21 protein-coding genes and 1 tRNA gene are annotated in these 18,817 nt (G+C 64.9%); 12 read left to right on the forward strand and 10 right to left on the reverse strand.

The features are described from left to right. Positions 1-340: 340 nt before the first annotated feature. On the reverse strand, positions 341-2,230 hold the full coding sequence (gene htpG / locus KBY97_RS01515; RefSeq protein ID WP_255144872.1) for a molecular chaperone HtpG: 1,890 nt from the start codon (positions 2,228-2,230) through the stop codon (positions 341-343). 618 nt (positions 2,231-2,848) lie between these two features. Here htpG and KBY97_RS01520 point away from each other — a divergent pair. Together KBY97_RS01520 and KBY97_RS14635 are read left to right on the forward strand one after the other, a co-directional pair. Then, positions 2,849-3,943, forward strand: coding sequence for an ABC transporter substrate-binding protein (locus KBY97_RS01520; RefSeq protein ID WP_255144873.1), 1,095 nt, complete (start codon positions 2,849-2,851; stop codon positions 3,941-3,943). A 189-nt stretch (positions 3,944-4,132) separates the two neighbouring features. Next, a complete protein-coding gene (locus KBY97_RS14635; RefSeq protein ID WP_261356180.1) occupies positions 4,133-4,981 on the forward strand; it encodes a shikimate dehydrogenase in 849 nt (282 codons plus the stop codon). Between the two features lie 679 nt (positions 4,982-5,660). Here the strand turns inward: KBY97_RS14635 and KBY97_RS01535 are convergent. Beyond that, complete coding sequence (locus tag KBY97_RS01535; protein WP_255144874.1) at positions 5,661-7,337, reverse strand: alpha-keto acid decarboxylase family protein; 1,677 nt, start codon at positions 7,335-7,337, stop codon at positions 5,661-5,663. 356 nt (positions 7,338-7,693) lie between these two features. Then, positions 7,694-7,765: transfer RNA gene (locus KBY97_RS01540), tRNA-Lys, on the reverse strand. Between the two features lie 62 nt (positions 7,766-7,827). On the opposite strand from KBY97_RS01540, the gene KBY97_RS01545 reads away from it, so the two are divergent. From KBY97_RS01545 to KBY97_RS01570, 6 genes are read left to right on the forward strand one after another with little or no spacing between them, the layout of a single operon-like run. After that, positions 7,828-8,388, forward strand: a complete 561-nt coding sequence (locus KBY97_RS01545) for a gamma carbonic anhydrase family protein (protein ID WP_255144875.1) — start codon at positions 7,828-7,830, stop codon at positions 8,386-8,388. 27 nt (positions 8,389-8,415) lie between these two features. Next, positions 8,416-8,538, forward strand: coding sequence for a photosystem II protein Y (locus tag KBY97_RS01550; RefSeq protein WP_255144876.1), 123 nt, complete (start codon positions 8,416-8,418; stop codon positions 8,536-8,538). Beyond that, positions 8,538-9,932: an FADH(2)-oxidizing methylenetetrahydrofolate--tRNA-(uracil(54)-C(5))-methyltransferase TrmFO gene (gene trmFO / locus KBY97_RS01555; protein ID WP_255144877.1), complete on the forward strand. Its 1,395-nt coding sequence runs from the start codon at positions 8,538-8,540 to the stop codon at positions 9,930-9,932. Before KBY97_RS01550 ends, trmFO begins: the two co-directional genes overlap by 1 nt. 24 nt (positions 9,933-9,956) lie before the next feature. Beyond that, complete coding sequence (crtH, locus tag KBY97_RS01560; protein WP_255144878.1) at positions 9,957-11,510, forward strand: carotenoid isomerase; 1,554 nt, start codon at positions 9,957-9,959, stop codon at positions 11,508-11,510. Positions 11,511-11,565: 55 nt separating this feature from the next. Beyond that, positions 11,566-11,814 (forward strand): hypothetical protein, encoded by a 249-nt coding sequence (locus tag KBY97_RS01565; RefSeq protein ID WP_255144879.1) that lies wholly within the window; start codon positions 11,566-11,568, stop codon positions 11,812-11,814. A 29-nt stretch (positions 11,815-11,843) separates the two neighbouring features. After that, positions 11,844-12,395: a hypothetical protein gene (locus tag KBY97_RS01570; RefSeq protein WP_255144880.1), complete on the forward strand. Its 552-nt coding sequence runs from the start codon at positions 11,844-11,846 to the stop codon at positions 12,393-12,395. A gap of 98 nt (positions 12,396-12,493) precedes the next feature. Here the strand turns inward: KBY97_RS01570 and KBY97_RS01575 are convergent, their stop codons facing one another. Then, positions 12,494-13,219 carry a response regulator transcription factor gene (locus KBY97_RS01575; protein WP_255144969.1) on the reverse strand — a complete coding sequence of 242 codons (726 nt, stop codon included), beginning with the start codon at positions 13,217-13,219 and terminating at the stop codon, positions 12,494-12,496. Between the two features lie 193 nt (positions 13,220-13,412). Between KBY97_RS01575 and KBY97_RS01580 the strand changes: the two genes are divergently transcribed. Beyond that, entirely contained in the window at positions 13,413-13,679 is a 267-nt protein-coding gene (locus KBY97_RS01580) for a DUF6761 family protein (RefSeq protein WP_255144881.1), read from the forward strand. Between the two features lie 87 nt (positions 13,680-13,766). On the opposite strand, the gene grxD is transcribed toward KBY97_RS01580, so the two are convergent. The 4 genes from grxD to KBY97_RS01600 all read right to left on the reverse strand — a co-directional run bounded on the left by grxD (position 13,767) and on the right by KBY97_RS01600 (position 15,766). Further along, entirely contained in the window at positions 13,767-14,090 is a 324-nt protein-coding gene (gene grxD, locus KBY97_RS01585) for a Grx4 family monothiol glutaredoxin (RefSeq protein ID WP_255144883.1), read from the reverse strand. 104 nt (positions 14,091-14,194) lie between these two features. Continuing rightward, positions 14,195-14,428, reverse strand: a complete 234-nt coding sequence (locus KBY97_RS01590; RefSeq protein WP_255144884.1) for a BolA family protein — start codon at positions 14,426-14,428, stop codon at positions 14,195-14,197. 60 nt (positions 14,429-14,488) lie between these two features. Then, positions 14,489-15,055 carry a hypothetical protein gene (locus tag KBY97_RS01595; RefSeq protein ID WP_399217084.1) on the reverse strand — a complete coding sequence of 189 codons (567 nt, stop codon included), beginning with the start codon at positions 15,053-15,055 and terminating at the stop codon, positions 14,489-14,491. Between the two features lie 27 nt (positions 15,056-15,082). Next, positions 15,083-15,766 (reverse strand): 1-acyl-sn-glycerol-3-phosphate acyltransferase, encoded by a 684-nt coding sequence (locus tag KBY97_RS01600; protein ID WP_255144970.1) that lies wholly within the window; start codon positions 15,764-15,766, stop codon positions 15,083-15,085. 258 nt (positions 15,767-16,024) lie between these two features. Between KBY97_RS01600 and KBY97_RS01605 the strand changes: the two genes are divergently transcribed. Together KBY97_RS01605 and KBY97_RS01610 are read left to right on the forward strand one after the other, a co-directional pair. Beyond that, positions 16,025-16,774: a pyridoxine 5'-phosphate synthase gene (locus tag KBY97_RS01605; RefSeq protein WP_255144886.1), complete on the forward strand. Its 750-nt coding sequence runs from the start codon at positions 16,025-16,027 to the stop codon at positions 16,772-16,774. Next, positions 16,771-17,103: an MgPME-cyclase complex family protein gene (locus KBY97_RS01610; protein ID WP_255144887.1), complete on the forward strand. Its 333-nt coding sequence runs from the start codon at positions 16,771-16,773 to the stop codon at positions 17,101-17,103. Before KBY97_RS01605 ends, KBY97_RS01610 begins: the two co-directional genes overlap by 4 nt. A 35-nt stretch (positions 17,104-17,138) precedes the next feature. Here KBY97_RS01610 and KBY97_RS01615 read toward each other — a convergent pair whose 3' ends face one another. Together KBY97_RS01615 and KBY97_RS01620 are read right to left on the reverse strand one after the other, a co-directional pair. Continuing rightward, positions 17,139-17,306, reverse strand: coding sequence for a hypothetical protein (locus KBY97_RS01615; protein WP_255144888.1), 168 nt, complete (start codon positions 17,304-17,306; stop codon positions 17,139-17,141). 380 nt (positions 17,307-17,686) lie between these two features. Then, the gene (locus KBY97_RS01620) at positions 17,687-18,031 is read right to left on the reverse strand and encodes a hypothetical protein (RefSeq protein ID WP_255144889.1); all 345 of its coding nucleotides are present in this window, start codon (positions 18,029-18,031) and stop codon (positions 17,687-17,689) included. Between the two features lie 111 nt (positions 18,032-18,142). Between KBY97_RS01620 and KBY97_RS01625 the strand changes: the two genes are divergently transcribed. After that, a complete protein-coding gene (locus tag KBY97_RS01625) occupies positions 18,143-18,799 on the forward strand; it encodes a metallophosphoesterase (RefSeq protein ID WP_255144890.1) in 657 nt (218 codons plus the stop codon). Positions 18,800-18,817: the final 18 nt, after the last annotated feature.

An 18,817-nucleotide genomic window follows, 5' to 3' on the forward strand; every position in this document is an offset into this window, starting at 1 on the left:
CGCCTCGTCAGCAGGCTCAGCGCCATCGCCGAATACCAGCCAGCCGATCAACTGCATGATCCGTGGCAGGTCATGCCCCTGGGGCGTCTGCAACAGCTACCAGCAGCAGATCCCGGCGCCGCACCCCGCGGGAGATCAGGAAGGCCCGGCTGTTGCAGCGCAGGGTGATGTGGAAACTGCAACCATCAGGAAGTTGTCTTGCAGAGCGTCCCCTACATCGAACTCTGCGCCCTGGGTCGTGGTCAGGGCGTACCACTGACAGCCGCAAAGGCTTTTGGGGGTGCAGCCGCCCTGCAGGGCCGCTTGCCCGGGGATGGTCCCCTGGCCCAGAGGCGGAGCCTCAAAGGCCCCGCTCCATCAGGCGGCCCATCAGGTCGGAGCTGCGCTGCTGGAAGCCGGCCAGCTGGTTGGGCTCGAGGCCGCCCACCGAGAGGCGGGCCAGCTCGTAGATGTGCCGGCCGAGATCGTCGGCCAGCTGCTGGCTGGGGGAGCTGCCGCCGCCGGTGATCACCGCGCCGGCAGAGAGCTTGAGCAGCCCTTCCACCAGGGGGTGGCGGCGGTTGATCAGCAGCACGTGGTGGTCGGGCAGGCCGGGCAGCCGTTGCTCCATCAGGGCGCCCATGTCGTTGATGCGGCGCATCTGCTCGGGCAACAGGATCAGGGCGGCCGGGGCGTTGTCGCCTTTGAGGGCCTGCACCTGGATGGTCACCTTGTCGTTGGCCAGGGCCTGCTTGAACAGGTTGCGCAGCTTCTCTGTGCTGTCGGTGCCCTGGGCATCGCTGAGCTCGCTCTCCTTCTCTTGAAGGCTGTCGTCGAGTTCAGCATCGACGCGGCGGAAGGTGAGCTCCTCGTGGCGCGTTTCCAGCCAGGGGATGAACTGGGCATCGATCAACGCATCGGCCAGCAGCACCTCGGCCCCCTGGCCCTGCCAGAGCGCGAGGGCTCCGGCCTGGCCAGCCTCATCGGTGCAATAGAGGATGCGCTTGTCGTTGTCGGCAGGCAGACGGCTGCGGTAGCTGGAAAGCGTGGTGAAGGTTTTGCCCTCCACGGCAATCGGCTCAGGGTCGGCGGCGGCGGCGGTGGTCCCGAACAGCACCAGATCCGCCACCTGCTCGGCGAATTTGTCGTCTTCCATGGCGCCGATCTTGATGAAAGGCGCGATGCCCTCCCAGATCTCCGCGTAGCGGTTCGGCTCATCCTTCTGCAGTTGCTTGAGCCGATCACCCACCTTCTTGGCCACGAAGCCGCCGATCGAACGCACCCGGCGGTCGGTCTGCAGGGCGGAGCGGCTCACGTTGAGGGGGATGTCGGGGGAGTCGATCACGCCGCGCAGGGGCAGGAGGTAGCGGGGCACCACTTCCTTGATCGAATCGCTGACGAACACCTGATTGCAATAGAGGCGGATTTCGCCCTTTTCCCAATCGCCCCGGCCGGTGAGCCTGGGGAAGTAGAGGATGCCCTGGAGGGTATAGGGATAGTCGGTGTTGAGGTGCACCCAGAGCAGGGGATCGCCCTGGAAGGGATAGAGATAGCGATAGAGCTCGATGTAGTCGTTGTCGGTGAGGTCGCGGGCGCTCTGGCGCCAGGGAGCCTGCCGCTTATTGACGGCTTGTCCTTCCAGCTGCACTTCCACTGGCAGGAAGTCGCAGTAGGTGGTGATGAGCGAACGGATGCGGGAAGGCTCGATGTATTCCATCTCCTCCTCCTGCAGATGCAGGATCACATCGGTGCCCGGCTCGGCGCGTTCGCCTGATTCGAGGCTGAAGTTGGGGGAGCCGTCGCAGCTCCAGCGCACGGGTTCGGAATCCGGTCGTGCACTTCGGCTCACCAGCTCCACTTTGACCGCCACCATGAAACTGGAGTAGAAACCAAGGCCGAAATGGCCAATGATGGCGTCGTCTTCCCGTTTGTACTTCTCCAGGAATTCTTCAGCACTGGAGAAGGCCACCTGGTTGATGTAGCGCTTCACCTCATCGGCCGTCATGCCGATGCCGTTGTCACTGATGGTGAGAGTCTTGGCTTCGCGATCGATGCGGATCTGAATCCGGCCTTCCTCACCCTCACTGCAATCGCCGGCCATCGCAGCCATGCGGCGCTTGCTGATGGCATCCACGCCATTGCTCACAAGCTCCCGCAGGAACACCTCATGGCCGGAATACACGGCCTTCTTGATGATCGGGAAGATATTCTCGGTGTGGATCTGAATCTGGCCCTGTTCCAGCACCGTCATGGGATCAAAGGGTCATCAACGTCTCCGCGACCCTAGGAAATGGCCGTGACCTCGTTCAAGGGGACCAAAGGAGGGGTGACCGAACCCCCACCAAGGCTCCCCACCAAGGCTGGAGCCCTCCAGCAGCGCCGCTGGGGTCGTGGCCACGGCCAGCAGGGCTGGCATCGATCCGGCAACGGGGCAGGTTTGTTGAGCGCAGATCGTGGTGCGGCTGACTCCTTGAGCGCAGATCCTGCTGTGGCTGGCATCCGGCCCTGGAGATCAGGGGAATGCTTGAGCCCCAGTGGCGCGGAAGCAGCGAGAACGAGCAGAGAGTTGATGCTTTGGCATTGCAGCCTCAGAGGTGAGGAGGGTCGTGAGCAACACGTCGCTGCAGGCAAGCCTCGACTCCCATGCAGGGCAACAGCACTGCAGTGAGCTGCGAACAAGTGAATCAAGAACAGCGGACAAGCACCTCAAGGCCGCACGCTCAATCATCAGCTCAAGATTAAGCACAGCTCAAAGGGGCCTGTTTCAACGCGGCGCCAACACCCACTTCTCAATACAATCTCACCGTGTTAAGATTGATCAAGTTCGGCAGGCATTCGCTGCGTGAGAAGAGATTCAAGCAGGCGCCTTGTGCTGCTCTCGTTTGCATTGGTCGGCATTGCTTGGGCGTCAGCCGTCAAAGCCCGGCCATCGCTCCGGATCGGCGTTGTGGATGATCAGGTGCCATGCTCAGAAGTGGTGGAAGATATTTATCGCGGCAGCGCCGTTGATGTCTGGCAAGAGGTGGCCAGCAAAGCGAATGTTCAATACCTGTTCAAAGCCGTGCCCTCCACCGATGCCGGCATCCAGGAAGCCATGCGAGGAAATCTGGATCTGCTTGTCTCTTGCCTCAGCATCACCCCCTCCAGGCTGCAAAAAGTGGAGTTTTCAACCCCCTACACTGAAGACCGGCTCGCATTGCTCACCAGACGCAAAGAAACCTCTTTCCTGGATATTGTTCGGCGACTGAGCTCCAATCTTGTGATCCGGCAAACCACAGCCCTGCTGTTGCTCGGTGGCCTGCTCTTTGCCGTCATCCTGTGGCTGCTCTCCAAGGAGTTTCAACATCGGGACATCGTGGGTGGCAACAAGCGGCAGACCTTCTTCAAGGGTTGGATGATGCTGGCAATGGGAACCGGCATTTACAAAATGGGAACAGCTCCACCGAGCATGGCGGTGATTGCCCTCAGTAATTTCATTCGGCTGGTGATCACCGCAATTTTCGTTGCCGCAACAACGAGCCTTGTGATCAATGCGTCTGAAGAGCCCTCAGACCTCACCGAATCCGACATTCTGAAAAGGGCATTGGTAAGCAAAGTCGGTGTTGACAAAGGCAGCTTTGCCGCCGCCTGGATTGACCGCAAGGCAGATGCCTTCTTGAGCGATCACAATCAACGCGACATGATCGTGAGGGTAGACAGTTCAGACGACATGCTAGTGCAGCTTGAGCAGGGCAAGATCAACAGCTTTCTTGCTGAGCGGAATAGGGTGATGGCACTTCAGAACAAGCTCAAGAATTCAAAAGATTTTGAAATCGTTGCGCAAACATTCTTTCGCACACCGCAGGCTTTTGTGTTTGGGGCAAAGCTGGATCGAAAATCACAGGATGCAATCAACGTTGCCATCAGTGAACTGAAGTTTGATGGCGAGGTCGAGTCCGTTCTCGAACGCTGGAAAACACCATAATCCCATTCTCAAGCCAACTGTTCTAATCGATAAGTTTTGATCGGCGGGAAGGTTGTGCCGGCAGGAGCTTTACCCAAGCCACGAGAAGTAGCTGCTGAAAGATTCGTCAACAGGGATATGTCGGCTTGTTGGGATCTGTACTCCAAGGTGGGCGATTGCTGCGAGCCTGGAGCTTGCTGCATGGCCGCCATGATCCCTCCCCAGAAGCAGATGACCGGCATGCTGGGCCACCCTGTGGCGGAGAACCCGATCGATCTGATGTTCGATGCGGTGTATGCCCACTACGGCTTGAACTGGCAGTTCTGGAAGAACGACATCGCCAACGAACGGGATCTGGGCCTGGCGGTGAAGGCCCTGGTGCCCCTCGGTTACCGCGGCGTGGGCATCACCGTGCCCTACAAGGTGGCGGTGATGCCGCTGCTGGATGCGGTCGATGCCGATGTGGAGGCCATCGGCGCCGCCAACTACCTCACGATTGAAGCGGGCCGCCTGATCGGCCACAACAACGATGGCAAAGGGGTGGTGAAGGCGATCGCAAAGGTGGCGCCCCTGGCCGGGCAGCGGGTGGTGATGCTGGGAGCCGGGGGTGCCGGTCGGGCGATGGCGGTGGAGCTGGCCTGGGCTGGGGCCGCCCATCTCACCCTGGTGACGCGGCGGCAGGAGCAGGGCGAAGAGGTGGCCCACACCGTGACCCGCGCCTCCGGTGTGCCGGCGGTGTGGCAGCCCTGGCAGGGAGAGGTGGCCGTGCCGGCGGGCACCACGCTGTTGATGAATGCCACCCACCTGGGCTGTGCGCCCGAACTGGAGCCTGTGCCTGTGCAATGGAACACGGTCGGTCCCGCCTGCGTGGTGGTGGATGTGATCACCAACCCGCGCCTCACCCCCTTCCTGGCCACGGCGCGCGATCGGGGCTGCCCGGTGGTGGATGGCGTTGAGATGCTGGTGCAGCTGGCCATGCAGATCTTCGAGCGCTGGACCGGCCTGACCCCGCAAGAGGTGGTGTTCCAGCGGGCGGTGGCTGCTGCGCTGGGCGAGTGATGAAGGCTGGTGAGTGGTGGTGGCTGGGAGAGTGGTGGGGTGTTGGTGAAATATGGAGAGAAATGATGGGGCTCCTGAGGAAAAGAAACGAGTTTCTATTCGCTGTGATCAAGCAAGCCCAAGCGTGAAGGTGGCAACAGGTCATCTCACCTCCGTGTCTTCGCGTTGATCAGCTCGCGCTCCCTCCATCAGCCATCGCGACGAGCCGTGGATGTAGCCAACCCCATCAGCTGGACACGCTCAGTTGCCCACACAAAGAGGAGGAATGCGGAGATCCTGGCATATCCTTGGAGAAGAATAAATACCCCTTCCCCTTGCTTGTCAGCGCTAAGGGTGAGGTGGCTTGGTTGCAATCGCCATGCGAGGAACATTGCACCTGGCTTGTGCAAATGGAACTGGGACGGCTGCTGCGATGGCACCAGCCGCGATGAGGAACGCACGTCGCGGCATCACGCTGGGAGGCGTTGATGATGTTGGCTTAAAGCCGGGCAATCTTATCGCCAAACCGCCAAGTAATCTCCAGCTTATAGCAGACAGAATCAGTAAGTAGCTGTCGCTTTTTGTTGAGCAGCCTTCAGCTCGCTGTCGATGTCCAATGGAGAGGAGAAGGCTGCTCGTTATTCACCAAGAGGCGATGCACTGCCCTTGGCACCTACTCCACTTTGGGACACTCATCCGACTAACCAGCCTCAGGAGTGTGCAATTTGTAACCACTATCAATAATGCACTCATCCATGGGCTGGCTCTCTTCATCAGGAATCATCACCTCGATGCATGCCGCGCCGTCGTGGCCATCGATCCGATCGAGCACCCGATCAAGTTCAGTAACCGTGCCTACACGAGCACTCAGCCAGTTCCTGCAGCCGAAGGCTTGGGGCAACATGTGATAGTTCACCGTGGCGAGGTCGTCGTAGTCGTGGCCGCGCTCGCTGATCACATCTTCTATGCCGTAGAGGCCATTGTTGAGCACAAAGATCCTCGGCTTGACGCCGTATCGGCCCATCACCGCGAGTTCGTTAAGGGTGAGCTGGTGCGCGCCATCGCCCGTCACCATCCAGGTCTGACCAGTGCTCTTGGCCATCGCTATACCCAGGCAGGCGGGAGTTGCCCAACCGATCGAGCCCCACAAACCTTGCCCTTCTGCGGTAACCCCTGGCGGCATCAACACCTTGTTGAGATGGGTCATGCAGGTGCCCGTTTCGATCACCAGCGTGTCGCCAGCCCGCAGGCGCCGCTGAAGCCGTGGGTAGAAAGTGGCTGAGCTGGTGGGTTCCTCAGCGCGACCCACCAAAGTTGGAGGCTCCAGCTTCAGGCCATGGTCGACGCAGCGGGTGGTGACCCGCTCGTACAACGCATGCAGCACATCATCAATCGCCACATTCACAAACACCTTGACTCCAGAGCGAACCCAGTTGTCGTTGATCGACACGATCTTGGTTTGGTCGTAATGGCCCGTCCAAAACCCCGTGTTCAATTCCGTGGTCACGATTCCGCCGATATCAAGCACCAGATCGGCATTGCTCACCAGATTCCGTACCGCCGGCGATGACGACAAAGCTCTCGCGTTGAGCCCCACGTATTGAGGCATCCCCTCATCCATTGTGCCCTTGTCGTTGGGGGTGAGGGCCGTGGGCAGGTTGGCCTTCTCGATCAAGGCCAGGGCTTTGTCACGAACGCCATAGCGGCTCACGAGATGGGTGAGCACCGCCACCGGGTTCTCGGCTGCTTCCAGCCGAGACACGATCGTTTGCACGGCGGCGTCCAGTTCCTGAGGCACGCTCTTCTGCCGCTTGATGGCAGAGAGCGGGGTTCCTGAAACAGGGCTGCCCAGGACTGGCTGGCCGCCATTCACCTCGGATATCACCAAATAGGCCGGCATGCTCAGGCGCAGAGCTTCCCGGATCACCCGCTCCAGCTCATCAATGCAGTTGTCAGGAGTTAAACCAGCGCTCACGCACGCTGCTGCTGCCGAGAGCGGTTGAAAACGGTCGTAGAGCGTGTCACCCAGGTTGTGGTGCGTCATCAGACCCTGCCTCTGGATGCGCTCGCTGGGCATTCCCACCAGGTGAAACACCGGCAGGCGATGGGCCTTGCTGCCCATCACGCCATTGATCGCGGAGAGTTCGCCAACCCCATAGGTGGTGGAGAGCAGGGCTGCACCGCGAATACTGGCATAACCATCAGCGGCATAGGCCGCATTGAGCTCGTTTGCACAGGCCACCCACGACAGACCGGGCACCAACTCGGCGGCATCGTTGATGGCAAACGCATAGTCGCCAGGCACACCAAAGATCCGATCAATGCCTAACTGGGCCAGACGGCTAAGGGTGTACTGGGCGACGGTCGATGCTGACATGGAAGGCAGTGCTTGGAGGGTGAGGTTGGAGCCGTTCGTCGATAGAAACAGCCTCCCTCTCTTTGCAAACTAAACACAAAACCCAGAGCATTCGCCCCGGGCTTTGGCCTGCTCAGCCCTGGTGCCATTTCATTGCGGTGGATGGTGCAGCACCGCTGTCGCTGTTGCTTGGCCACAGGCGTGGCTGATCTCTAGGCCACTGGGCCATCCCGTTCAACCTGGTGGTGAGAAACCAGGACCTGGTGGGGGCAATGTGAACCTGGTCAAGGCCACGCAGCTGATCAAGACCGCAGGCCTGGAGCAGAAAAAAGTTGAGAAGACTGGGCTTTCAGCGCAAACCCAGTGTTGAGGAGGTATGGGTCGCCTGAGATTCGAACTCAGGACCAATCGGTTAAAAGCCGAGTGCTCTACCGCTGAGCTAGCGACCCGCCCAGTTGGGCACTAATGGAACGTATCACAGGGAGAATGGGCTCCAGTGGCGCCCCGTTCCTTGCCCCAAGCCCCCTGGCCTGAGCCCTCTGTGCACCCGGAAGCCTGGGTGGCGCCGGGGGCGGTGGTGCTCGGGGATGTGCAGCTGGCGGCCGGGGCGAGCGTGTGGCCCACGGCCGTGCTGCGGGCCGATCTGGCCCCGATCCGGGTGGGGGAGAACAGCAACGTGCAGGACGGCGCCGTGCTGCATGGCGATCCGGGCCAGGGGGTGTGGATCGGCGCCGAGGTGACCGTGGGCCACCGGGCGGTGGTGCATGGCGCCACGCTTGAGGATGGCTGCCTGGTGGGCATCGGCGCGGTGGTGCTCAACGGGGTCACGGTGGGGGAAGGGGCGCTGGTGGCCGCTGGGGCGGTGGTTACCAAAGATGTGCCGCCACGCACCCTGGTGGCCGGGGTGCCAGCCCAGGCGCGCCGCACGCTCAGCGACGCCGAAGCCGCCGAGCAGCGCCAGCACGCCCGCCGCTACCGCAGCCTCGCCGAGGCCCATGCCGGGCGCGGGCCGATTGCTGAGAAATGGCTCAACCGCCCCGCTGCAAGCGAACCGAGCGCCGGAGATCCGTAAGATTCACCCACACTTCGCCCCTTTCCGATGGACGCTCGGCTTCTGTTGGTTGCTACCCCAATCCTGCTGGCCGTGGGTTGGGCCGTGTTCAACATCGGCCGTGCGGCGATCGGCCAGCTGCAACTCATGCTCAAGCGTTCCCGCGCCTGATGGTCTGGGTGATCGGTGCCGGCCTGGCTGGCACTGAAGCGGCCTGGCAGATCGCCCGGGCGGGAGTTCCCGTACGGGTTGTGGAAATGCGCCCGGTGCGGCGCTCGCCGGCCCACCACAGCGCCGAATGCGGCGAACTGGTGTGCAGCAACAGCTTCGGCGCCCTCTCGGCCGACCGGGCAGCGGGCCTGCTGCAGCACGAGTTGCGCCAGCTGGGGTCCCTGGTGATCGGCACCGCCGATGCCCATGCCGTGCCCGCCGGCGGTGCCCTGGCGGTCGACCGCGGCCGTTTCAGCGGCGCACTCACCGCGGCGCTGGAGGCCCATCCCCTGATCACGTTGGAGCGCAGCGAGCAATTGCTGCTGCCGCCGGAAGGGGAGATCGCCGTGCTGGCCACCGGGCCGCTCACCAGTGATCCGTTGGCGCAGGATCTGCTCCGCTTCACCGGCCGTGCTTCCTGCCACTTCTTTGATGCCGCCAGCCCGATCGTGGAGGGCGATGGCATCGACATGGACGTGGCCTTCCGCGCCAGCCGCTACGACAAAGGCGACGCCGACTACATCAACTGCCCGATGAACCGGGAGCAGTACCTCGCCTTCCGCGAGGCCCTGCTGAGCGCCGAACAGGCCGAACTGAAGGACTTCGAGCAGGACAGCGCCACGTTCTTCGAAGGCTGCCTGCCGATCGAGGAGCTGGCCCGCCGCGGCGAAGACACCATGCGCTACGGGCCGCTCAAGCCGATCGGGCTCTGGGATCCCCGCTGGGGCGACCTCTACGACGCCGATGTGCGCCGCGCCCGGCGGGCCTATGCGGTGGTGCAGCTGCGCCAGGAAGACCGTGACGGCCAGCTCTGGAACCTGGTGGGCTTTCAGACCAACCTCAAGTGGGGCGAGCAGAAGCGCGTGCTGCGCCTGATCCCGGGCCTGGAGAACGCCAGCTTCGTGCGCTTTGGCGTGATGCACCGCAACACCTTCCTGGAAGCGCCCCAGCTGCTTGATGCCACCCTGCAGTTCCGCCAGCGCCCCGCCTTGCTGGCAGCCGGCCAGATCACCGGCACCGAGGGGTATGCGGCGGCGGTGGCCGGCGGCTGGCTCGCCGGCACGAACGCCGCCCGGCTGGCGCTGGGCCAGCAACCGATCTGCCTGCCCGCCACCACCATGGCCGGCGCCCTCACCCACTTCATCGCCACCGCGCCGAGCGAGCGCTTCCAGCCGATGCCGCCGAACTTCGGCCTGATGCCGGAGCTGCCGGAGCGCATCCGCGACAAACGCCGCCGGTATGGCGCCTACCGCGACCGCGCCCTGGCGGATCTGGCCCCCTTCGCGGCACCGTCCGCCGCGCCCAGCGCAGCACCCCTGGCCGCCACCACCGGGGCCGACCTGGCGCTTGCCTAGCCTCGGCGTACCGGCAACAACCCCGTGCAGCAGACGAGCGTCAACACCTCCGCGGCGGCGGGCGGCGGGGCCTTGGATGCGGTGGTGATCGGTTCCGGAATCGGCGGGCTGGTCACGGCCAGCCAGCTGGCGGCGAAGGGGGCGAAGGTGCTGGTGCTGGAGCGCTACCTCATTCCGGGAGGTAGCGGCGGCAGCTTCGAGCGCAGCGGCTACACCTTTGATGTGGGCGCCTCGATGATCTTCGGCTTCGGCGAGAAGGGGCACACCAACCTGCTCACCCGCGCTCTGGCAGATGTGGGCGAACGGCAGGACACGATCCCCGATCCGGCCCAACTCGAATACCACCTGCCCGGCGGCCTCAACGTGGCGGTCGACCGCAACTACGACAGCTTCATCGCCCGGCTCACGGCCCTGTTTCCGCACGAAGCCACCGGCATCCGCGCCTTCTACGACACCTGCTGGCAGGTGTTCCGCTGCCTGGATGCCATGCCGCTCCTCTCCCTGGAGGATCCGGCCTACCTGGCCAAGGTGTTCTTCAAAGCGCCCCTGGCCTGCCTGGGGCTGGCCCGCTGGCTGCCGGTGAATGTGGGGGATGTGGCCCGCCGGCACATCAGCGATCCGGCGCTGCTGAAGTTCATCGACATGGAGTGCTTCTGCTGGTCGGTGATGCCGGCCGATCGCACCCCGATGATCAACGCCGGCATGGTGTTCTCCGACCGCCACGCCGGCGGCATCAACTACCCCCGTGGTGGGGTCGGCACGATCGCCGAGCACCTGGTGCGTGGCCTGGAGCGCCACGGCGGCGCCATCCGCTACCGCAGCAGGGTCACCAAGGTGCTGCTGGAGGGCGGCCAGGCGGTGGGCGTGGAGCTGGCCGGCGGTGAAACGATCCGCGCCCGGCGGGTGATCTCCAATGCCACCCGCTGGGACACCTTCGGCACCCTCGTCGACCCCGCCCACACCCCGGCGGCGGAAACGGTCTGGCGGCGGCGCTACAAGCCCTCGGCGTCGTTTCTTTCGCTGCACCTGGGGGTGAAGGCGGAGCTGATTCCGGCGGGCAGCCATTGCCACCACCTGCTGCTGGAGCGCTGGGAGGAGATGGAGGCGGAGCAGGGCACGGTGTTCGTCTCGATTCCCACCCTGCTGGATCCGGCCCTGGCGCCGCCTGGGCGCCACATCGTGCACGCCTTCACCCCTTCCTCGATCGACACCTGGAAAGGGCTGGGGCCCACGGCCTACGCCCAGGCCAAGCAGGCCGCCGCCGACCGCCTCATCCGTCGCCTTGAATCCTTCCTGCCGGGCCTCGGCGCGGCGATCACCCACCGGGAAGTGGGCACGCCCCGCAGCCACCGCCGTTTCCTGGGCCGGCACCAGGGCAGCTACGGCCCGATTCCGGCGCTGCGGCTGCCGGGGCTGCTGCCGATGCCGTTCAACCGCACCGGCATCCCGGGGCTCTACTGCGTGGGGGATTCCTGCTTCCCCGGCCAGGGGCTGAACGCCGTGGCCTTCAGTGGCTTCGCCTGCGCCCACCGGGTGGGCGCCGACCTGGGCCTCAACCCCTGGGCACTGCCGGACTGACACCGCAGGCCAGCGCCTGTCCGCCTAAGATTGTGTCAATTCGCAACAACTCTTCATGGCCGCCGTGCCCTCCCCCAGTTCTGAGGATCTGGCGCGCTACCTGGAGCAGCAGGGCATGCTCACCAAGCCCTGGCTGCTGATGCAGTTGCGGCTCAGCAAGCTGCGTGAGGAAAAAGATTCCATGACCCCCGAGGACTACCTCCAACGGGTGCAGGACGCCCACACCGATCTGATGCGCCTTGGTGCCTTCTGGAAAGGCAAGGAGCGCCAGGTGTTCGGCGCCGGTGGGGGCCAACCCGCCTGATCGCCCGGCCCTTCCCCAGCTGTTCAGCCATGACGCCCCCTTCTGCTGAACCTCCCGCCAGCGAGCATCACGCCTATCCGCTGGCTCCACTGATCCGGTTCACCCTGCTGGCCCTCTATCTCGCCTTGGTGCTGCCCCTGCCAGTGATGGCACCACCAGGCCTGCGTGCCTTCTGCCTGGTGGCCTTGCCGCTGGGCTTTCTGCTGGTGAGCGCCCTGCTGAGCGAGCAGGTGCAGCTTGATGGCGAAGGGGTGCGCGTCACCTACCCCGGCTGGTGCCGTTGGTGGCTGCGGCGTGGCTGGAGCCTGCGCTGGGAGCAGATCCACGGGCTGATGCCGATCGGCACCAGCCAGGGCGGCACCGTCTACTACCTCAAGGGCCCCGGCTCCAGCCGCTACCTGCTGCCGCAACGGGTGGCGCGCTTCCCTGACTTCCTTGAGCGGGTGCAGCAGGCCACCGGCCTGAAGCTGTCTGGGGTGGGCAGGATCACCCCAGCGTGGACCTACTGGACCCTGGCGGGCCTGAGCGTGACCATGCTGCTCGGTGAAGCCGCGGCCTTCGCGCTTGGCGCCAGGGTCTGAGCGTTCTGGTGGCTGAACGTTCTGGTGGCTGAGCGTGCCGTGCCGGAGGCTGAAGGCTCCTGCCGAGCACTCCAGCCTCAAAGCCCGGCACTGGACGTTCAGTTGGCGCTGGTGGACTGCCGCAGCGGCGTGGTGGATGCTGCAGGCGGCATGTCGTTGGCCTCCGGCAGGGTTTCCAAACTGAAGCGATAGCCCTGCTGGCGCACGGTTTCGATGCCACCACCTTCGCCGAGACCCGCCAGCTCCAGCTTGCGGCGCAAGGTGAGCACCTGGGTGTCCACCGAGCGGGGGCCGCCACTGAACGGCGGCCAGGCCATCCGCAACAGTTCCTGGCGGCTGCGCACCATGCCCGGCGGCATCAGCAGAGCGCAGAGCAGGGCGAATTCGCGTGGGCTCAACTCCACCGGCTGGTCGTGCAGGGTGACCTGGCGGAGCAGCAGATGCACCTCCAAGGGGCCCACACACACCCGCTCCTGCAGGCCGTTGCCACTGCGCCTGAGCAGGCTGCGGCTGCGGGCCGCCAGCTCCTCGAGGCCGAAGGGTTTGCGCAGCACGTCGTCGGCGCCGGCATCCAGCAGGGACACCACTGGATCGGCGCCGGTGCGGGCCGTGAGCACCATCACCGGACAACGCAGATGGGCCGCCAGGCGCAGGGCTGAGCTTTCCTCCAGCAATTCGGCGCTCACCAGCAGATCGGGCATCTGGTCTTCACAGAGCTGCAGCGCTTCTGTGGCTGTGGCCACCGCGGCAGCCAGGTGGCCGTCCTGGCGCAGGCGCTGGGCCAGCACCGTGCGCAGGGTGGGATGGGGGTCGACCACCAGGATGCGTTTGAGAGCACTGGTTGCGGGTCCGCGGCGATCGACGCCAACCGATCCCTCAGTCTTTGCTGGGTTTGGATTCTGATTGGGCGTGAGTTCCACTCGCGACCGCGTACGCGCTCCTAGGCTAGCTGCAGAGGGAGAAGGTCACTGGTGACACTGGCTGTGCTGGCGACCGGCTCCTGCCACTGATCTCCCCATGACCTCGCTCCAGAATCCCGAAGCCATTCGTCACTTTCAGTCGCTTTGCGACGCCTGCCAAGATCTGGCCAGCCGCTTCCACAGCCAGAGCGAGCTGCGGCTTTACGCCGATGGCTACCTGCACGCCCTACGGCGCACGGCCATCCTTGACCCGCTCACGCAACGGCGGCTGGAGGAGATCACCGATCGCTGGATCATGGATCCATCTTCCTTCGTGGGGCCCAACGGCGACATGAGCACATTGTTCGAAAACAGCCGCAACTGATCGCCAGACAAGATGTCCGTCCGTGCCCGGCAAGGCGCGAATGGGCAAACTGGCGGTTTTGCCGGGCTGCAACAAACACCAGCGGATTCAGGAGGCCAACGCCACGGCGAGCTTCTCGCGCAGTTCGCCGGAGTTGTACATCTCAATGAGGATGTCGGAGCCGCCGATGAATTCGCCGTTCACGTACACCTGAGGAATGGTGGGCCAATCAGAGAGTTCCTTGATGCCCTGGCGCACCTCCGGATCGGAGAGCACATCGAAAGTTTCAAAAGGCACTCCGAGCGCATTGAGAATCTGAACCACGTTGTTGGAGAAGCCGCATTGGGGCATGAGCTTGTTCCCCTTCATGAACACCAGCACCGGAGCGCTGTTGACGAGGGCTTCAAGGCGTTGCTGCGTGGCGGATTCCATGGAAATGCGGGGGGTAAAAAAGAGACGGTGAAGCGGTGGCTGGATCAATGCAGGGATGAAGGGGCGCGAGGCGCCAATGGGAGCCGTCAGAGCGATGGGTGCCGTCAGGCCGGTGCGGAGGTCTGCAGCGCCAGGGCGTGAATGGCTTCACTGGCCAGCTCGCTGCGCAGGGCTCCGTACACCAGCTGGTGCTGGCGAATGCGGCTGAGCCCCTCGAAGGCGGACGACACCACCTTCACCTGCAGGTGATCGCCACCACCGGTGAGATCTTCCACCTCCACCTCGGCATCCGGGAGGGATCCCTGGATCGCTGCCCTGACCTGATCCGGTAACACCATGAAGAATCCGTCGTCACCTGTGGCGGAAATCTAGAAGTCAGCGTTGCGGATCTGCCGAAATCAGCGCGGGGTTGCAGGGGCTTCGGTGCCCGCCGTGTACGGAGTGATGGCGAAGCCGAGCTCCAGCAGGCTCTGATAGGCCTTGCGGCCCTCTTCGCGCGCGGGGGTCATCACCTTCACCACTTCCACCAGCAGCGGCACGGCCACCTCAGGCTGCCCCTGACGGCGCAGCAGTGCGGCCAGGCGCAGGTTGGCCTGGGCATAGATCTCAAGCGCCTCCCGGGCCTTCTGATCCATCTCGCGCGGGATGCGGGCATCAAGGCCGCGGAAGGAGCCGCTCAGGTCGCGGTAGAAGCCGAGCAGGCGGCGGCTGGCATCACGGGCAAGGTCGTAATCCTTGCGGGCACTGGCGAGATCCCCCCGGGCCACGGCCGCATCGCCACGGGTGAGAAATCCCCTCACGGCCGTGAGATTGAAGCCGGTGCCGGAGGCTTCAAGCACTTTCGGGGGCTCTGGCTGCACCTGGGGCTGAGCCTGAGCGGGCTGAGCCTGAGCAGGCTGGGTGGCACCGAAGGGGAGAAGAGCGAGTGACAGGGCAAGCCCAAGGGCGACGTGGGGCCGACGCACGGCTGCTTCACAAAAGGCGGCCGAACTCTAGGCGGCAGGCATCGGCCTCCCGACCGCCACGCGGGCCGCTTCCTCAGCTGATTGCATCGCCGCCGCCAGTTGGGTGTTGAGGCCCTTGACCGCCGCACGGCTCTGGTTCTCCACCGTGAGCGGCGCCTCGAAGCACACCGCGGCCTCATCCCGGCCAAGCCCCCGGCCTTGCCGATAGGCGATGCCGACGGGCACCACATTCACGGCCACCCCCTGCCCTGCCGCCAGCCCCGCCAGCCGGGCCAGCCCCTGGTGCAAGCGGATCGGGCCGTCCTCACGGCGGATGTGACCCTCGGGGAACACCACGAGTTGCTGGCCCGCCGCCAGCAGATCCACCGCATACCGCAGCGGCGTGGTGCCGGGGCGGCTCTGGTCCACCGGGAAGCAACCGAGGCGATGCAGGAACCAGCCCTGCAGGCCTTGCATCTCGGTGCGGGTCACCATGAAGCGGCAGTCGCGGCCGGTGACGCGCCGGCCGGCCGCATGGGGCAGCACCAGCGCGTCCCAGCGGGCCCGGTGCGTGGGGGCCAGCAGCACGGCGCCCTCCCTGGGCAGGTGCTGGCGGCCCAGCACCTGGATGCGGCGGAACTGGAACGGCAGGGCCAGATCCTGGGTGAAGGCCATGGCCAGGGGAGCCAACCAAGGGCTGATGCCGTTACAGAGGCGCCGCTCGCGGCGCATCAATGCCGGTGTGACAGCAGGGGTGGGCGCAGCTGGTGCGGGCGCGGCAGACGGTGGCGCGGCTGCGGCGGGCGGGCGGGCCGTGCTCTCCGGCTCGATCTGCTGCTGCGACTGCGCTGTCACCGCCCACCGCTGAAGGTGACTGCAAGCTAAGAGTCACAGCAGCGCAACGCCGAAGGGAACGGGCAGTTGCCGCTGCGGCCAGAGAGCAGCGCCCTGGAGGAGATCCATAGGATCCAGGAACCTCCCGGTTTTGCCATGGCCAGCCTTGGCGTCAACATCGATCACATCGCAAATGTTCGCCAGGCCCGCCGCGCCGTGGAACCCGACCCCGTGACCATGGCCCTGCTGGCTGAGCTTGGTGGCGCCGACGGCATCACCGTGCACCTGCGGGAAGACCAGCGGCACATCCAGCCGCGCGATCTGGAGCTGCTGCGCGCCACCGTGCGCTCACGCCTCAACCTGGAAATGGCCGCCACGGCCGAGATGGAGGCGATCGCCCTGCGCATCCACCCCGACATGGTGACGCTGGTGCCCGAGAAGCGGGAGGAGGTGACCACCGAGGGTGGGCTCGACGTGCGGGCCCAGGCCGCCAGCCTGGGGCCTCTGGTGGGCCGGTTGCAGGCGGCGGGGATTCCCGTGAGTTTGTTCATTGACCCCGACAGCGCCCAACTGGAGGCCTGCGCCGCCAGTGGCGCCCGCTGGGTGGAGCTGCACACCGGCGCCTATGCCGAGGCCAGCTGGGCCGATCAACCGCTGGAGCTGGCGCGCCTCACCGAAGGCAGCCACGTGGCCCGCAGCCTGGGGTTGCGGGTGAATGCCGGGCATGGGCTCACATATCAGAACGTGGAGCGGGTGGCGGCCATCGAAGGAATGGAGGAGCTGAACATCGGCCACACGATCGTGGCGAGGGCTCTGGCCGTGGGTCTGCAGGAGGCGGTCCGCCAGATGAAGGCGCTGGTTCAGAATCCACGCCGCGATCCCCTGTTCGGCTCGATCGATCCATGACCCTGCCTGCGCCTCTCACTTATCACTTCGTGGCCGCCAGCGAAGCGTTTCTGACCGTGGAGGAGCCGCTGGAGGAAGTGCTGCGCGAACGCCGCCGCTACTACGCCGAGCGCAACCAGCCGATCGACTTCTGGCTGGTGCTGCGGCCCGCCTTTCTGGAGGCCGCTGACCTGCAGGCCATGGGCAGCGGCGTGCCCAAGCCAGCAGCGGCGGTGGTATCCACCGATCCGAAATTCATCGAATTCCTCAAATTGAGGCTGGAATTCGTGGCCAAGGGCAGCTTCTCTGCCCCCTCAGCCACCATTCCCGACCCCTTGGCCTCTGCCTGAACAGGCCCCAGATACCTGGCGCAGCCAGGGCGGACTCAGCCGCGGCGAAGCGGGGCTTTGGTCTTGTGCTGCACCCAACCAGCGAGGTGGTGGTGCTGGCGGGAATCCAGGGCAGCGTCGGCCAGCCAGCGATCCCGGAGGCACTCCAGATCGTCGGGATGGAGTTCTCCGTTCTCCTGCCAGTGGAGGTTGGTGGGAGTCAAGTGTTGAATCGCTGTCATGGCTTGGCTGCCCACTTTGTCAGCTGAAGTGGTGGCAACGGGCGAATAATGAAGCGAATCTCCTGTAAAGAATCGGTAGATCCGGTGGAGCGTTGATCGCTTGGTGCGGATCTTGGGTGCGGCGGACCTTGCGGCGAAACGTGGTTGTGTCACCTGGGTAGGGGACCTGGATAGGGGACCCGTGGTTCGTTCGCACCCTCAAGGCAGTGTCCGCGCCCCGAGCCCAGCGTCATGTCCCGCCACTCCAGGCCCGACAAGACCAGGTAGGCGCCAAGCCCGCGCCGCGCCGGATCAGACCGCACCTCCCTCGCAGCCCGCGCCGTGACCGCTGAGGCCAAGGGGCCCGCCCGCTGGCACCGCCTTCAGAACAGGCCGAAAAAGCGCTTGCGCTTCTCGCCGTCGGCGCCCTCTGCCGCCGGCGCCTGAGGGGTCGGCCGCACGTCCTGTTGGTAGCGCGGGCGGTTGTCTCCGATCGTGAGCAGCGCTTCTTTGTTTTTCCACCAGATCCAGTCGCGGATCGGTGGGGTGGAGAGCAGGTCCTCGCGGGTGAGGCCGAGGCCGAGCTTGGCGGAGGCTCCCAGCAGCACCTCGATCATTTCGTCCCCGTCCTGGCAACGCGCCAGGGCTTCGTTGGTGCGTTTGGCGCCGTTGAGCGCCTTCACCAGCGCCTTCACCTTCTGCGATGGGGGGAGGGAGGCTGGATTCATGGGCCCGCAACGACGCCTGCCGGACCGTATCAGCGCCCGAAGGCAGTTTTTGCTGGGGGGGCTGACAGATTCATGCGCGCCGGGCGAGACTGTTGTTAACGCATTCTTTGCATGCTTCCCCCTTCGCAGCCTTCCCGTCACTGGGTGATCGGTGACGTGCATGGCTGCGCCGATGCCCTGCAGTCCCTGCTGGAACGGCTGCCCACCGGCGATCGGCTCGTGCTCTGCGGCGATGTGATCAACCGTGGGCCCCAGATCGAGCGGGCGATGCAACTGGCCTGGAGCCTCGTGCAGGAAGGCCGCGCCGTGTGGCTGCGCGGAAACCACGAACAACGGCTGCTGGAGGCGCTCGGCCGGGGCAGCTGGCTGCGCAACCCGGCCCTGGCGGGCTGCGAAACCTACCGCCAGCTCGGCGATTCCCGCTGCCGCCTGTGGCAGGAGCGCCTCGACACCCTGCCGCTCACCTACGCAGCCGAGGGCTGGCTGGCCACCCATGCCGGCTTCAACCCCCACACCTGGGCGCCGGATCTCGGCATTCGTCTGCCGTTCTGGCAGGCCTACGACGGCCGCTTCGGTGATGTGGTGATCGGTCACACACCAGCACCGACGCTGCGCCGCCTCAACCGCATCGTGATGATCGACACTGGCGCCTGCTACGGCGGCAGCCTCACCGCCTACTGCCCCGAAAGCGGCGCCACGATCTCTGTGCCCGGCACCGGTCAATCGCAGCGGGCCCGGCCCAGCCGGGCCGCGCTCGGCTCCTCCTGACCAGCCCACCGGCCGCGC

This window comes from Synechococcus sp. ATX 2A4, assembly GCF_024346375.1.
Lineage (GTDB): Bacteria > Cyanobacteriota > Cyanobacteriia > PCC-6307 > Cyanobiaceae > MW101C3.